The organism is Klebsiella sp. PK18 (genome assembly GCF_057784655.1).
The window spans coordinates 3,310,945-3,324,958 of sequence record NZ_CM173493.1 but is presented as its reverse complement, the minus strand read 5'-3'; the positions used below and the strand labels follow the sequence as shown (position 1 = coordinate 3,324,958).

The following is a 14,014-nucleotide window of genomic DNA, read 5'->3' as shown; positions in this document are numbered from 1 at the left end:
TCTGGCGGTTACTTCCCAGGGGTAAGCAACGCGTAAGGGTTAAAGCGGATCACTTCTTCTCCGATCCACTCATTGACCACCTTCAGCGCCTCCATTACGGGCGTCAGCTCGTTGATAGCGTAGACCCGGGCGGCTTTCTCGATATCCCCAAATGATCCGTTTCCCTCTGGCATGGCGTCCATCAGCTGCGGCGGGATACGGTGCGCTGCGAGTATGTCGTCCCGGGTGGCGTTCTTAATGTTGATAAACTCATCTTTCGCCGTGATCTGCTGGAAGGGGAGGATTTGCACGCCGTCTTTGCCGCCGCCTGGCGCATGCAGCAGCAGGTTTTTAAATGCTCCTTTACCGCGCGAGCCGGTCAACGTCTCTTTGACTGCCTTCATGCTTTTATCGTCAACCTGTCCGGCGCCAATATAAACAATGCATCCAACATGCGATCCATTGTCGTAGTAAAGCTTACGGAACATGTCAGCGGAGTGGGCCAGGCTGGCGGCCAGCAATGCTGCCATATATTCCGGCATACCGTAGACCTCCTGATTAATATCAGGGTTCAGAACGTGACAAACCGTTCCTGATTTGAATGTGTGCTCTTCTTTCCAGCGCCGGATAAACCAGTATTGATCGAGATCTGTGCTCCCGCGCCGGGTGTACTTCGCAAGAGAATGTTTGAAGGGAAGCGGGCCGCCCAGGCGATTACGCGGCAATTCGAGATAGGCATTGCCAAACGTGAACCAGTCCAGCGCAAACGCGGAAAAGGTCTGGCGATTGAGCAGTTTGTGCGGGATAAAACAGCCGGTGAGCACATTACGTTTGAAGTACAACGCCGACTCATGCCAGGCGCTCTGGCGCGGAGCTTTAGCCAGTCCGTAAAAATCTACTGGTGTCTCATAGTATCGCCCGTTATCGATGCAATAGAGATTGTCCAGCAAATCGGCCATATCCCGCACGGGATAAGGGCCGTCAAAGCTGAACGCTGTCAACGCGGGATCAGCCTTCAGTGACTCCACAATGTCAGGGCCGGCGGTGCTGGCTATCGGCTTTTTACCGTATTTATTTTTTTCAAAGGCTGCATCAATCTCACTTCGTTAACGCTGACATTCTCGGGCTGTACCTCACTGGTGGTATTGCCCGGCGATTTACTGAGAAACAACATTCTCCTATCCGGCGCCGGATCGACGTTCTACGGTTGCACCTCACTGGTAAATATTCCGCCGAGACTGTTCGCGTCCTGCTCGCTTATTACTTCCTTTGGCGCCACGTTCCAGAATACCGGCGTGAACGAAATACCGGGAAACCTGTTCAGCAGCAACCCGCTGGTGACCTCTTACGGCCAGACTTTCAGGGGCTGTAAAAACTTTCGTTCAGTGCCAGCCGGTCTTTTTACTGCCAGCATAAGTGCCACGGTATTCACGAATGCCTTTTCGGAATGTAGCGCGCTCGAAGTCGTCGGGGCGGGATTACTAAACACCACGGCGGTCACGACGGTGGGTTATCTGTTTGATGGCTGCGTGTCATTACGCCGCGACGTTAATGCGGTATTTAATCTTGCGACTTACCCGGAGATTGTCACCACAACGGCAATATTCAGAAGCTGCGCATTACTGACCGGCAAAGGCCTGGTATTTATGGGCAAGGTACCGAACGTCACCGTGCATTATTACGCGTTTTATGCCTGTGCAGGCCTGGACGATTACGACGATTTACACGGCAACTGGATAACGAATAAATTATGAAAACATTCAATCAATTAAAAAGCCTGATCGACTTTTGCCAGACCGATGCGTTTTTCCTAGAGCATCTGAATCGGCCCCATGTCGCTGGCGTGATTTATTTTGATGACGGCAATATCGATACTGATCGCAAGACCGTGAGTGATGATTTTATGATCGCCTTGCCAGCGTGTACGGCATTGAGCCAGAAATAAAAAGTGAGGAGGCATAATGGCCACGGGACTGACACTAACCACGGCGGGCGAGGCTGAAATCGAGGCTGCATATTAGGCGGGAGAGGTGGTGGATATTTCCGCCGAACTGATCGGCGATGGTGGCGGCGTGACATTGCCGACCGATCCCGATGATCTGGCGGCAGTGAAAGAGCTTTTTGGACAGTTTGGCAGTGAAACCTTTGACTCTGATTCAAGCTATGAGGGGTTTTATCAGCGGTTAGATCGTTATCAACTGCCAGGATTATCCTGGTAAAACTCTCAGAGAAGCGGGGCTGGTCAGCGCTAAGGGTACGCTCATTGCTTACGGCGCATACCCGGCGACATACCTCCCGGCGCAATCTGATTCCATCATCAAAGAGATCATTTTGACGCTGGTGTTGACGCTGACGCACAGCTCAAGTGTACAGCTCATTATCGATCCGGCGCTTGCCACGATAACGCAGGAAACGGGCGATAAACGTTATCTGCGGCGAGCACAAAATCTTGCTGATTTAAACGATACCGAAGAGGCCCGAGAGAATCTGGGGCTGGGGGAACTCAGCCACGCGGGACGTGGGCACCGAGGCGGGAACGGTAGCTGCGGGGGATGACTCGCGCATCGACGGCGCACTTCAGAAAGAAAATAATCTTTCCGATCTGAGCGATACATCCGAAGCCCTGAAGGCGCTGGGACTCAACAGCAACGGGGCGGCCTATAGGGCTATTGTTGACGCTATTTTTTACGTTGGGATCATCATTTCAGGAGCAAAAAGCCCAACAGAGCGTTTCCCCTGGCAGACGTGGACGGATTTAAGCGAAACCTTTGCTGATAGGGTTGTCAGGATTGGTTCTCAGTATGGCGTGACTGGTGGTAGTAACAAGATAAAACTCGAAGCTGATAACTTGCCTCCCCACTGGCACCGTTCAGGTGATAGATCTCCCGGCGCCACCTGGGATCCAAATACAACTCACGGAACAGATAACCAGAAAAGCGGCCCGTTAGCTCTAACTGAAGGAACCTACATTGATGCAGCAGGCCTGAATGAATCTAGCAACATACCGGTAGATGTGACCAACGAATACGCCACTCTGCGTATGTGGAAACGCACGCTCTAGAAGAGCGATAGTGATTTGTTTTCGCTCTGAGTTGGCTTACTAGCCATTACAATTAGGACTTTATCAAACAGGGACTTGCATTAAACAAAAAATAAATATTATGCTAAAGATTGGGAGTAACACATAACTATAGAATTAAATGTGGTTTTTTTTCGTAACACTGGAGGTTACGGATTATGATATTTTTAATGACGCTAGATTCAAAGGAGGATGTTAAATTTTTATCATACGACAAAACATTATCAGACAAGCCGCATGTGATTACTCCTTGTCAGTTAGTTACATATGCTGAATGTAGTATGTAATTAAGTTTTTTTAACTACAAATAAAAATGAGTTGTACGTTGATGAGATAATCTCTATCAGCTATTTTTGATCTGTAACATATCATCAACTTCGATGGGGAGATGAGAGCAATGAAATCAATAATAACAAAAACACTTTTGGTGTTAGCTATCTCTGGTTTACCGTTCATTTGTGATGCTCAATGTGAGAATAATACTATTAAAGACTTGGCCAAGGGGGGGAATAAACCAGAGGATATTGCTAAAGCCTGCAATATGTCCGTTAAAGAAGTATTGGCTGCAATGAATACCACACCCAATCAACCTCCCACATCTCCCACACCTCAAAAACTACCTCAAAATACTCCTCTTGCACAATGTGGATGTTGGGGGCCAGTGAATCTACAAGTACAGGTGCCTGCACAACAATGTCAAAGTGGTTATGCTGTAGCACAATTATGTAATGCTATGTGCCCCGCAGGCGGTTATATGTGGCATGGGGTCTGTGGATAATAATTATAGTTATTAAAGTGTGTGTTATAATTCAGTGCATTTTATATGCCATAACTACAGTTGATGTTAATGAAGTGGTTACTTTCCTTGAACTGTATACTAAATCTATAGTTGTTAAGTTAACTTAAGGTGATTATCTATAAGGTGGTAGTTGAGGCAACTTGCGAAAATTATAGGATCATAACCAAGCAATAGCTAGCCAAGATAAGTACGAGTATTTTGTTTTTTTAGTGCGAAAATAGTACTTTAATTTGCTGAGTAAATGGATGATTTTAAAATCATTATGACGGATATGTATGCTAATTTTTTATGATAGGCGCCCATACCAGTTATATGCCAAGCAATTTCTTGTTGTGACGGTGCACCTAAAATAAATTTTAATCTTCATTAAGTTCACATTTGGCTGCTAAACCGCTACCCTGTACAGTATCTAAATTTATTGATATAACAGGTCGTAAAGTTATATTTTTATTTAATTTAAACGGTATGGCACATGTCCCCTTTAGGTTTGGAGTGTCTGAGTTTTCAAGCTCAATATCATAGGTCATTTTTATGGTGTAATTCCCTTCTGTCATTTCAAATTCTTTAGGTGGAATATTGTCATCAATTCTTGTGTCATTAATAATATATGTGTTCTTTTTGTATTTAGTATCGAGTCTGTATTCTACACGCCACATGTCATACAGGTCTGAATTCTTAATCGATGGTTGAATAAATGAATCAATGTTCGGTGACAATACAACCTGAAACCATTCTTTTTCCATGTCATTAATAACGTTTAGCGCATCTTTTATTGCGTCCTGTTTTTGCGAGGTTAAAAGGTCGCTGTTCATTATTAATACACAAACTTGGTATTGATAATATGTTGAGGCCAAGACTTTATCTGCATTTTTATATTTATTGAGCGAATCAGTATAAGATTGAACAATGGTGGTTGTAATATTTCCACTATCAACATTAAGTTTGTTAGTTTCCTCTTTTACAGTACGTGTGATTGAACTGTCTTTAATAATAGGCGAGGGGCCACATTTAGCATCTGTATCTACAGTGTCTGCATAGGCTTGAAATGAGAAACTAATGATTAGCATGCTAAAAAAGAACGTACTAATTAATTTCATTCTGAATTTACCTGAGTGATTTTATAGGATTCCTGTACTCTGCTAATCTTTTGATCATCAGTTAGTTGTGTGCTGCTCATGACAATAGTACATGTTGTCCATTGGAGAAAGATCTTAGTGGCTATTTTATCTGCATTGGGGTATCGATGTAGGACATCTCTTGTTTCTTCCTTTATTGTTACATCAGCATTTGCTTGGCCTAATTGCTTGAATATAACGTTGGCACTTGCTTTAAGTGATGCTTCTGATATGTGATCTGGTACTGTAGGCGAAGGGCCGCATATTGGATCTGCAAATGAATTACTCGCAAGGAATAGTAATGAGATTGGAATTAAATGTACTTTTTTCATTTGAGTTCCTCATTTTTATAAGCCTAGGAGAAGACATTCTTGTACTGTGTGGTTATTTTAAAAAATAGCTCTTAAAAAGGAAGGAGTAAAGTATTTAATGAAAATATTAAAGTGATAGGTTTGGGATGTTAACAATCATGTAAAAACAAGTCCGCTATCACAGTGATGAAATAAAACATCAATGTAATCATGGCATTGTAAGCACCGTGTCATATTTTGGCATGTTCCTTGAATGGGTGCCTACTAATTGTTTATCGAAGGTCTTATAATAAAGTGTAGTTTTTATACTTTATAGTTGTTAGATTTACTTCTGGCTTAGATCTGTCTATAAGTAGTCGTATAACAACACGTTAGAAAATCTGAGTTGTTGCCGGTATTGAATTCTGGCACAAGTCATCATGTTATAGCTCTGGATGTCAGACCACCTCGCATCTATTGCATCGTATTCAGTACAGTTTCAGCACCACACTTTTAGTGTTGTCATCAGTTCACTAACAGAGGCACTTTGCAGTCGCTCCCGGATATCTTCATCAACCCTCTGTAATGAAAGCGTAAACTCTATCTTTTTAGCTTTGCCATAGCGATCAAACTCCTGATGCGTCTCCTGCAACCCCGTGATGACATACATCCCGTAAATGGACCCGACGCCATCAATTAGCGGCCAGGCAAGCCCAGTGAAAGCCATTGTCGAGACGGCACCCAAAGACAGGTTGCCGCCGGTGATCTCAGGATATAGCAACTCACCCAGCGTCAGCTGGTTCTCACCGGCGCCAACGTACTGCCATTTTGCGCTCCGACCCACACGGTCATTCTTAACGTGCCGCCAGTTACAGGACAGCTGCAACTGCTGATAGGGCAGTGTCCTGAGATCAAATACAAAGAGCCCGAATGCCATCATCATAGCTATAATTCCTGTTAATCATGGTCCCGGAATGAACCCCGGGCAGCGTGTTGCTGTTTGTCCATTTCTGCGCGGACCGCTTCGCCAACAAGTCGCGCCAGTTCGCGCGGATTGCTGCTCTGAACCCCATGCAGATGGATGTGAATATCACCGGAAAAACTACCTCCTGAAGCCGCAGCCGCCTTATAGGCGCGTTGATTTCGGCGAACCGGTTGCCATGCCTGCATCTGTTTTATCAATGGTTCGCCAGCGGCAATAACCGGGCGAGCGCTGACAGACTGGCGGACAAGCCTCGATCCCTGCCATTCTCCACTCACTGCAAAGGCTGGAGGGAGGTTTTGAAATACAATGTCACCCGGCCCGATACGTTTTCGCTTTTCCTCATCTAAAAGGCCTTTAGTGTTATCCGCGATTTGGCCCAGCCGTCGCTCTGTTCCAGCGTTAACCCCGAGCACATTGGGCGGCGGGGCGTTGCCTTTGCTTGCTGGCTTTTCAGATGACCATTGCCACTCCCTTTTAACCATGCGCCCGGATTTTTCATCCCATTCCCACATAACCGGAATAGCCCTGAGTCTGGCCGCTTCCAGCCTGGCTCTTTCAATGTCATTGGGGATGAGATCGAGCTTCTCCAGTAACCAGCCGACGCCTTCCATTAACTTCTGAAGGGGCCAAAGCAGAACGCTAAGTGCGGTCCCCAGGACCTCGCCAAAGGTCTGCCCGGCGCTGGCGCATTTGTTTAGCGCCTCGCGACTCTCCTCTGTGGGCCTTAATACTTTTTAAACCAGTTCCAGACGTTTTTGACTCTATCCTGCATCTGACCGTGTCTGGCTTTAAGCCTGAAATTGATATTCAGGATTGGATCATTGCAAGAGCGGAATATGTGATCGGTGATAACGGATTTACCATGAAAATGGAGCTTGAGGCTAAAATAAGCGACCTCTTGGAGAGGGGGCTATTCTTGTCAATGTGGTCGATATGTGGACACTATTTGAAATAAATCCTTTTATTTCAATTTATTAAATCCCAAAAAAAGCCCCGTCGGGGGCGACGGGGAAAAACTCATTGATTATGGAATGATCTGTTCTCTGGTCAGTTCGAGAACAGGGGCTACTCTACGGGGGAAAAGTGCAGGCAAGATGGAGAAAACGTGGAGATTCAGGCTAAAATCCCCGGGCATTCAGGAAAGGGAGGAACGATGAAAAAGTTACTGGCTATTCTGCCACTGGTATTAGCCGGCTGTACCCAGCCGCAGTCCACCGCGCTGACGAAAACCATCGGCATGGCCAATCCCGCGTCGGTGTACTGTCAGCAATCCGGCGGTACCCGGGTGCCGGTGCAAACGCCGCAGGGCATTAGCACCCAGTGCAAACTACCCAGCGGCGAAACCCTCGACGAGTGGGCGCTGTGGCGCCGGGATCATCCGGCTAAATCGTAACCGGCAGGGCCGCCAGCCAGGCGGCCAGCACCCGGGCATGATTCTGCTCGGTGTTCTTCGCAGCGTACAGCAGCGTCAACGGCTGGCGCTGCGCCAGCGCCGCCAGCCGCAGGCCCGTTTCACGGTGGGCGTCGAGCTCCTGGCGATAGCGCTGGCTGAAGTGGGCGAAATCGATCGCCTCGCCGTGAAAGGCTTTTCGCAGCTCAGCGGAAGGCGTTAACGCCTTACACCACTCATCACAGGCCAGCGCCTCTTTTTTAATCCCCCGCGGCCAGAGACGGTCGACCAGCACCCGGTAGCCGTCGCTGCTTTCCTGCGGGTCATACACCCGTTTACATTGAATCATCATCCTGCTCCCTCTGTGCCATCCAGGCGAGCAACTGCGGGATTTGCCCGTCGGAAAATACCGTGATGCCGTGAGCGCGCAGCAGATCGGCCGCGACCCCGGCGCCCGCTTTGCGTCGTCCGCGAAAGGAGCCGTCATAGACAAACTGGCTGCCGCAGGTAGGGCTGCCATCGGTGAGTAACGCTGCCTGACAGCCCGCTTCCCGGGCGGCGCTGAGCGCCAGCCAGGCGGCCAGCTGGTAATGTCCCGTGACGTCGCGGCCGTCGCTTTCCACGATCCGCGCCCGCCCGGCAAGGACATCCCCGCCTGCGCCGCCGACGATCTCCGCCGGCAGACGGGGCGTGGACAGACCGGCCGCCAGCTCCGGGCAGTGGATCACCAGCCGCCCCGTCTGCTGCCAGCGGGACAGCGTCGCCGCCAGCTGTGCCTTCTCGCTACCGTTATACCGCACCTGGAATCCCATCAGGCAGGCGCTGACCAAAAGCTTACTTTTCATCCTTTCTCCCTTTCACGCTTGCTCCAGTATACCTTACCCGCCGGCGGGGGCGGTGGGGCGAAAATAAGGATTGTGTTCCACAGGAGGGATCGCTATCCTGACGTGCCTTGTGCTGCTCGTCTCGTCCAGACATAAGGAACCTGCTATGAAAGACCCTTTACGCCTCGCCCTCGTCGGCGATTATCACCCCGATATTGTTGCCCATCAGGCCATTCCCCTGGCGATAGACGATGCTGCCGCCGTGCTGGAGCAGCCGGTGAAATATGACTGGCTCGCCACTCCGTCGATCGTCTCCGGCGAGGCGCTGGCCGAGTACGATGCCGTCTGGGTCGTTCCCGGTAGCCCGTATCGTCATCCGCAGGGGGCCTTTACTGCGATCCGCTATGCCCGCGAAAACGGCATCCCTTTCCTCGGCACCTGCGGCGGCTTTCAGCACGCGGTGATTGAATACGCCCGTAACGTGCTCGGCTGGCAGGATGCCGGCCATGCGGAAACTGACAGCGAAGGGCGGATGGTGATCGCTCCCCTTAGCTGTTCGCTGGTGGAGACCTCCGCCGTCGTCGAGCTGCGGGCGAATACGCTGATTGCCCGCGCCTATGGCCGGGAGAGCATTGAAGAGGGCTACCACTGCCGGTACGGGGTGGACAGCGCGTTTGCCGGTGAGCTGGAACAGGGCGATCTGCGCGTCACCGGCTGGGATGAAGAGGGTGAGATCCGCGCCGTCGAGCTGGTGACGCACCCGTTTTTTGTCGCCACGTTGTTCCAGCATGAACGCCACGCGCTGGATGGGCGTCCCTCGCCGCTGGTCCAGGCGCTGATTCGCGCCGCGGCACAATAAACCCACCGGCAGCGGGCGCTGCCGGTCATCTTCAGGAATGGATTTCCCGGTCACGTCCGGCGAGGGCGCCGCAGACCGCCATCACCAGCGAAATCAGCGCCACCGCCAGCAGCGGAATATGCCAGTCGCCATTAGCATCGTGGATCTTACCCATCAGCGGCGGCCCGCAGGCGGCCAGCAGATAGCCGACGCTCTGCGCCATCCCTGACAGCGCCGCGGCCTGGTGCGCCGAGCTGGCGCGCAGGCCGATAAACGTCAGGCCGAGGATCATGGTAGCTCCGGAGCCAAAGCCGAACAGCAGCGTCCAGCCGATCGCCAGCCCTGGCAGCAGCCACAGCCCGGCGGCGCTGATGGCGCACATCAGGGCGACCAGCACCGCGATCCCACGCTGGTCGCGCAGCCGATGCAGGATCAACGGTATCGCCAGACCTGGCGCGGCGGTCGCCAGCTGCAGCAGGCCATGCAGCGAGCCGGCCTGCGCTTCGCTATAGCCCATACTCTGTAGAATCGACGGCAGCCAGCCGATAATCACGTAATAGACCAGCGAGTTGATGCCGAGGAACAGCGTCACCTGCCAGGCCAGCGCCGACCGCCAGATCCCCCGATTATGCATGGCGCCTGAGCCGGTCAATGGCGCCTCCGCCCGGTGCCGGGACTGTGGTAGCCAGCTGAGGATCGCCAGCAGCGGGAAGACCATCAGCAGCAACAGCGCGCCGCGCCAGCCGAATCCGGCCATTGCCACGGGAACCACCAGCGCCGAGCCGAGCGCCGCCGCGCCGCCCATCGTCAGGGAATAGGCGCCGGTCATCCGCGCGACATGCTGCGAGAAATCCCGTTTAATCAGCCCGGGCAGCAGGACATTGCCCAGCGCAATACCGCAGCCGATCACCGCCGTGCCGATAAACAGCAGCGCAGCGGAGGGCAGGGAGCGCAGGGCAATGCCGGCGCAGATCAGCAGCATCGCCAGCAGCAGGCTGCGTTCCATGCCGAACCGGCGGGCAACCCCTGCCGCCAGCGGCGAGACAAGGCCAAAGGCCAGCAGCGGCAGGGTGGTGAGCAGCCCGGTCTGCGCGGTGGTCAGGCCATAGTCGCTACGAATCGCGTCCAGCAGCGGCGCCGCGCCGGTAAAGACCACGCGCAGGGTGGTGGCGATGAGCAAGATACCGGCAATCAGCAGCGCGGGGCGGCGGCCGGTAGAGGAGATCACAGAAGACATATCATTCTCAAGGTAACTAACGAGGGGGTTACGATAGCGACTTTGTCCTCTGTTTAAATCAAGCTAAAATGACAGATTATCGCTAATATCGGACAACATAATGATCGGACTGGGTCTGGATGGTTATGAGCCGGACAGTGGCCACGAATCGGCCATTGCCTTTCGTATTCAGGTGGTGGAGGCGGAGCAGTATATTCCGGCGCATTCTCACCGTAAGGGGCAGCTGATCCTCGCCCTGCACGGCGCCTTGACCTGCGAGGTGGAGAACGCGATGTGGATGGTGCCGCCGCAGTATGCGGTGTGGGTCCCGGGACAGCTTTCTCACAGTAACCGCGCCACCCCCGGCGCCCAGGTGTGTTTCCTGTTCATCGAGCCGGGCGCCGCGCCGATGCCGGACCGCTGCTGTACGTTAAAGATTTCCCCACTGGTGCGGGAGCTGATCCTCACCCTGGCGGAACGCGGCGGGGAGTTGCTGGCCGCCCCTGCCACGGCCCGGCTGGTGCAGGTTCTGTTTGATGAGCTGCCCCGGCAGCCGCAGGAGCACCTGCAGCTGCCGGTATCAAACCACCCGAAAATTCGTCAGATGGTGACGATGATGGCCGAGGATCCGGCGCGCTGGCAGACCCTGAGCCAGTGGGCGGCGGTGTTTGCGATGAGCGAGCGCAATCTGGCCCGCCTGGTAGTGCGCGAAACGGGGCTGAGCTTTCGCCGCTGGCGCCATCAGCTGCAGCTGATCCTCGCGCTACAGCTGCTGATCCGCGGGCAGACGGTGCAGCAAACGGCTCAGGCGCTGGGCTATGATTCCACCACCGCCTTCATCACCATGTTTAAAAAAGGACTCGGACAGACGCCGGGCCGCTATCACGGCAGCCTGGCTACGACTTCCCAATAAACAATGAGATGATCCCGGCGGCAATCAGCGGTCCGACCGGGACGCCGCGAAACAGGGCGACGCCGAGTACCGTGCCGACCAGCAGCCCGGCCACCAGATGCGGCTGGGTGCCCATCAGGGAGACACCGCGCCCGCCGAGCCACGAAACAAACACCCCGACCGCAATCGCCAGCAGTGATTTCCAGTTCATAAAGGAGTGGATCAGCGTCGAGGGCGGCAGCGTACCGCTGGCGATAGGCGCCATCACGCCGATGGTTAAAATAATGATCCCGACAGTCAGCCCCTGTTTCTCAATCCAGGGAAAGAAGGTGTTCAGCGGTGTAACGCGCACGATAATCAGCACGAGGATAGAGATCGCTACGGTGGTGTTATGGCTGATAAAGCCGAGCGCCGCCAGACCCAGCAGGATCAACAGGGTGGTATCAAACATGTACAGAGGTCCTTGCCAAAAAAAGAAAGCCAAAAAATATCCCGCTTACTCTACGCATCGTGGCGTGAATAAACAGGATTTTCACGCCATGCGGCGAAAATCAGGGCGGATGCCCGGTTAGCTAAGGCGGCGAAAGGTCGCGATCTCCGGTCGGGCGATATGTAAATAATCCTCGGTATCGAGAATGATCGACCGGTCCAGGCGTCCGGCGTTAAAGGCGATTTGTGGAAAGCGCTCAAACAGCAGCGGGTCGGCCACCAGCCGCAGCGCCGGATGGAAGCTGAAGGGGGGAATGGCGCCGAACACGCAGGCGGTGAGGGCATCCACTTCCGCCGGACTGGCCAGCGAGGCTTTGCTGCCGCCGATATGTCGGGCCAGGCTGGCGAGATCGGCCTGCTGATCGGCGGCGAGGATCGCCAGCACATGCTGGTTGACGCCGTTTCCTTTTACTTTACAGACTAGCGCTTTTGCGCCCTGGCCAAGCGCGGTGCCGCGGATCGCCGAGACGGCTTCGCACTGGCCGACCGCGTCGTGCGCCATCACCCGGTAGCGCGCCTGGTGTTCGTCGAGCAGCGCGCACAGCCGCTGGTGGATATTACCTTCTACTGCTTCAAGCATAGCGTCCTCCTGACATCATCAAGCCGCCAGCTTAGCGCTGTTGCGTCAGCCTGCCAACGATGGGCCGGGAAATTCACCATTCGCTCATTATTGCTTCACAGTGCTGTGGTGCAATCTCGCAGGCGCAGCAGATGAGTTTTGTAAATAAAAAAAAGAATGATTTTCATTTTCAATCGAACTTTTTTTATTTCGCTCAGTCTCTATCGGACGACACAGAATATTAATAATTGCCGTAATGAGGTTAGGATGATGCACGATGCAACCATGCAGGGTTCCCCACGCAAGAAGTTTAATAAAATAAGGGAGCTCAACAGACGGCGGAATTACTTTACTAAGAAAGTACGTAATGCCCTGCGGGTGGGAGTGGCGAAAGCGCTCTGGGACCGCCGACGCCGTCAGCCGGTGGATTTGTCGTCCGCGAAAACTGTCTTACTCATGCGCAATGAGGGGGCGGTCGGCGATGTGGTGGTGGATTCCGCGCTGGTAAAATGCCTGCATCAGTCAGGTTATATCGTTGATTTTCTGCTGACGACCTCTAACAGCCAGGTGATGCGCTATAACCCGCGGATCCGCCATATTTATGAGGCTGAGCCGGTCAATTCCGCTGATTTTTTGCGTAAATTTAACCATAACGTACCCCGCGACGTCATTAATGAACTGGCTAATAATAAGTACGATATTATTATTGACCCTTCGCTGTTCGATATTCCCGTGCATCGCCTGCGGCTTTTTCGACAAATAAAAGCCAAATCAGTACTCGGGTTTAATAAATGGCCATCGATTAAACATTACTCTCACTCTTTTGATTTTGACTGCCAGCGCTGGCACGTAACGAAGACGTTCGCGTTGATCGCCGACTATCTCCAACTGGACACCCGCGCTCTGGACACTTACGACCTGGCGGTGCCCGGGCCGATTATGCAGGAGGTGGCGCAGTATCTGGCGTCGCTGAGCGGAAAAGCGGTAGTGATTAATATTTTTGCCGGCCATGCCGACCGGAGTCTCTCCCAGACGCAGCTGGCCGAACTGCTCGACAAGCTGCGGGCTCGCCATCCGGGGCTGGCGGTTATTCTGCTCGATCACCGGCGTGAGATCCGCATCCCGCTGCCGCCGGAGGTGGTGATTAATCCGTTTAACACGCTGCACCATGCGATGGCGCTGATTGCCCAGGCGGAGCTGATTATCTCTCCGGACACCTCGGTGGTGCATATGGCGGCGGCGTGGAACAAACCGCTGATCGCGGTCTATAAGGACGTTCTGCTCAATAACCGGCTGTGGGCCCCGGGCTATGACAACGCCAGGCAGATCATTGTTAAATGCGGGAAGGTCCATCAGCATCGCGAGCTGGTGGATAGAATTATAGCGGCGCTACCGGAGACGCTGTGAGGGCGATGAGGGGAGGCTGGTAGGGCTCACCTGCTGGCCGTATGCAAGAGCCTGCAGGTGAGCGAAGGTTGCATTGCCAGTCTGCAACCGCCGCTATTGTACTGTTGCCCGCAGCTCTGACACATCCGGGAAAGCTCTTAAAGAGATGGCCA

17 protein-coding genes and 2 pseudogenes are annotated in these 14,014 nt (G+C 52.9%); 8 read left to right on the top strand and 11 right to left on the bottom strand.

All coding sequences use genetic code 11. The features are described 5' to 3' along the window. Positions 1-8: 8 nt before the first annotated feature. Positions 9-1,007 (bottom strand): phage portal protein, encoded by a 999-nt coding sequence (locus tag AC3EMD_RS16320; RefSeq protein ID WP_302073598.1) that lies wholly within the window; start codon positions 1,005-1,007, stop codon positions 9-11. 267 nt (positions 1,008-1,274) lie between these two features. Here AC3EMD_RS16320 and AC3EMD_RS16315 point away from each other — a divergent pair, with 267 nt between their 5' ends. From AC3EMD_RS16315 to AC3EMD_RS16300, 4 genes and pseudogenes are all read left to right on the top strand, one after another. Next, positions 1,275-1,733: a hypothetical protein gene (locus AC3EMD_RS16315; protein WP_254923362.1), complete on the top strand. Its 459-nt coding sequence runs from the start codon at positions 1,275-1,277 to the stop codon at positions 1,731-1,733. Then, on the top strand, positions 1,730-1,924 hold the full coding sequence (locus AC3EMD_RS16310) for a hypothetical protein (RefSeq protein ID WP_254923361.1): 195 nt from the start codon (positions 1,730-1,732) through the stop codon (positions 1,922-1,924). Before AC3EMD_RS16315 ends, AC3EMD_RS16310 begins: the two co-directional genes overlap by 4 nt. Before the next feature lie 16 nt (positions 1,925-1,940). Beyond that, positions 1,941-3,040, top strand: a pseudogene (locus tag AC3EMD_RS16305) (phage tail-collar fiber domain-containing protein). Between the two features lie 415 nt (positions 3,041-3,455). After that, positions 3,456-3,836, top strand: a complete 381-nt coding sequence (locus tag AC3EMD_RS16300; RefSeq protein ID WP_137963007.1) for a hypothetical protein — start codon at positions 3,456-3,458, stop codon at positions 3,834-3,836. A gap of 377 nt (positions 3,837-4,213) precedes the next feature. Here AC3EMD_RS16300 and AC3EMD_RS16295 read toward each other — a convergent pair whose 3' ends face one another. The 4 genes from AC3EMD_RS16295 to AC3EMD_RS16280 form a co-directional block, all read right to left on the bottom strand. Further along, on the bottom strand, positions 4,214-4,954 hold the full coding sequence (locus AC3EMD_RS16295) for a hypothetical protein (protein ID WP_302073597.1): 741 nt from the start codon (positions 4,952-4,954) through the stop codon (positions 4,214-4,216). Continuing rightward, on the bottom strand, positions 4,951-5,304 hold the full coding sequence (locus tag AC3EMD_RS16290; protein ID WP_137963008.1) for a hypothetical protein: 354 nt from the start codon (positions 5,302-5,304) through the stop codon (positions 4,951-4,953). The genes AC3EMD_RS16295 and AC3EMD_RS16290 overlap by 4 nt, the downstream gene beginning before the upstream one ends. A 457-nt stretch (positions 5,305-5,761) precedes the next feature. Next, positions 5,762-6,205, bottom strand: coding sequence for a phage tail protein (locus AC3EMD_RS16285; protein ID WP_094955161.1), 444 nt, complete (start codon positions 6,203-6,205; stop codon positions 5,762-5,764). A 14-nt stretch (positions 6,206-6,219) separates the two neighbouring features. Further along, positions 6,220-6,858, bottom strand: coding sequence for a hypothetical protein (locus tag AC3EMD_RS16280; RefSeq protein ID WP_302073596.1), 639 nt, complete (start codon positions 6,856-6,858; stop codon positions 6,220-6,222). A 542-nt stretch (positions 6,859-7,400) separates the two neighbouring features. On the opposite strand from AC3EMD_RS16280, the gene AC3EMD_RS16275 reads away from it, so the two are divergent. Beyond that, complete coding sequence (locus AC3EMD_RS16275) at positions 7,401-7,640, top strand: putative hemolysin (RefSeq protein ID WP_302073595.1); 240 nt, start codon at positions 7,401-7,403, stop codon at positions 7,638-7,640. Here AC3EMD_RS16275 and AC3EMD_RS16270 read toward each other — a convergent pair. Both AC3EMD_RS16270 and AC3EMD_RS16265 read right to left on the bottom strand, forming a co-directional pair. Continuing rightward, a complete protein-coding gene (locus AC3EMD_RS16270; RefSeq protein ID WP_016160702.1) occupies positions 7,630-7,986 on the bottom strand; it encodes a DUF488 domain-containing protein in 357 nt (118 codons plus the stop codon). The genes AC3EMD_RS16275 and AC3EMD_RS16270 overlap by 11 nt on opposite strands. Then, on the bottom strand, positions 7,973-8,482 hold the full coding sequence (locus AC3EMD_RS16265) for a 2-thiouracil desulfurase family protein (RefSeq protein ID WP_012968516.1): 510 nt from the start codon (positions 8,480-8,482) through the stop codon (positions 7,973-7,975). Before AC3EMD_RS16265 ends, AC3EMD_RS16270 begins: the two co-directional genes overlap by 14 nt. Positions 8,483-8,627: 145 nt before the next feature. On the opposite strand from AC3EMD_RS16265, the gene AC3EMD_RS16260 reads away from it, so the two are divergent. Beyond that, the gene (locus AC3EMD_RS16260; RefSeq protein ID WP_046878998.1) at positions 8,628-9,320 is read left to right on the top strand and encodes a CTP synthase C-terminal region-related (seleno)protein; all 693 of its coding nucleotides are present in this window, start codon (positions 8,628-8,630) and stop codon (positions 9,318-9,320) included. A 31-nt stretch (positions 9,321-9,351) separates the two neighbouring features. Here the strand turns inward: AC3EMD_RS16260 and AC3EMD_RS16255 are convergent, their stop codons facing one another. Further along, the gene (locus tag AC3EMD_RS16255) at positions 9,352-10,527 is read right to left on the bottom strand and encodes a CynX/NimT family MFS transporter (RefSeq protein WP_162494479.1); all 1,176 of its coding nucleotides are present in this window, start codon (positions 10,525-10,527) and stop codon (positions 9,352-9,354) included. 106 nt (positions 10,528-10,633) lie between these two features. Here AC3EMD_RS16255 and AC3EMD_RS16250 point away from each other — a divergent pair, with 106 nt between their 5' ends. Next, positions 10,634-11,428: an AraC family transcriptional regulator gene (locus AC3EMD_RS16250; protein ID WP_008807682.1), complete on the top strand. Its 795-nt coding sequence runs from the start codon at positions 10,634-10,636 to the stop codon at positions 11,426-11,428. Here AC3EMD_RS16250 and AC3EMD_RS16245 read toward each other — a convergent pair. The 3 genes and pseudogenes from AC3EMD_RS16245 to AC3EMD_RS16235 form a co-directional block, all read right to left on the bottom strand. Beyond that, entirely contained in the window at positions 11,412-11,858 is a 447-nt protein-coding gene (locus tag AC3EMD_RS16245) for a DUF441 domain-containing protein (RefSeq protein WP_012542127.1), read from the bottom strand. The two genes, AC3EMD_RS16250 and AC3EMD_RS16245, sit on opposite strands and share 17 nt — an antisense overlap. 117 nt (positions 11,859-11,975) lie before the next feature. Beyond that, positions 11,976-12,476, bottom strand: a complete 501-nt coding sequence (locus AC3EMD_RS16240) for a YbaK/prolyl-tRNA synthetase associated domain-containing protein (protein ID WP_008807680.1) — start codon at positions 12,474-12,476, stop codon at positions 11,976-11,978. Positions 12,477-12,571: 95 nt separating this feature from the next. After that, positions 12,572-12,731 (bottom strand): annotated as a pseudogene (locus tag AC3EMD_RS16235) (hypothetical protein). On the opposite strand from AC3EMD_RS16235, the gene AC3EMD_RS16230 reads away from it, so the two are divergent. Further along, entirely contained in the window at positions 12,726-13,862 is a 1,137-nt protein-coding gene (locus AC3EMD_RS16230) for a glycosyltransferase family 9 protein (RefSeq protein WP_162823382.1), read from the top strand. The pseudogene AC3EMD_RS16235 and the gene AC3EMD_RS16230 overlap by 6 nt on opposite strands. The last annotated feature ends 152 nt before the right edge of the window (positions 13,863-14,014 follow it).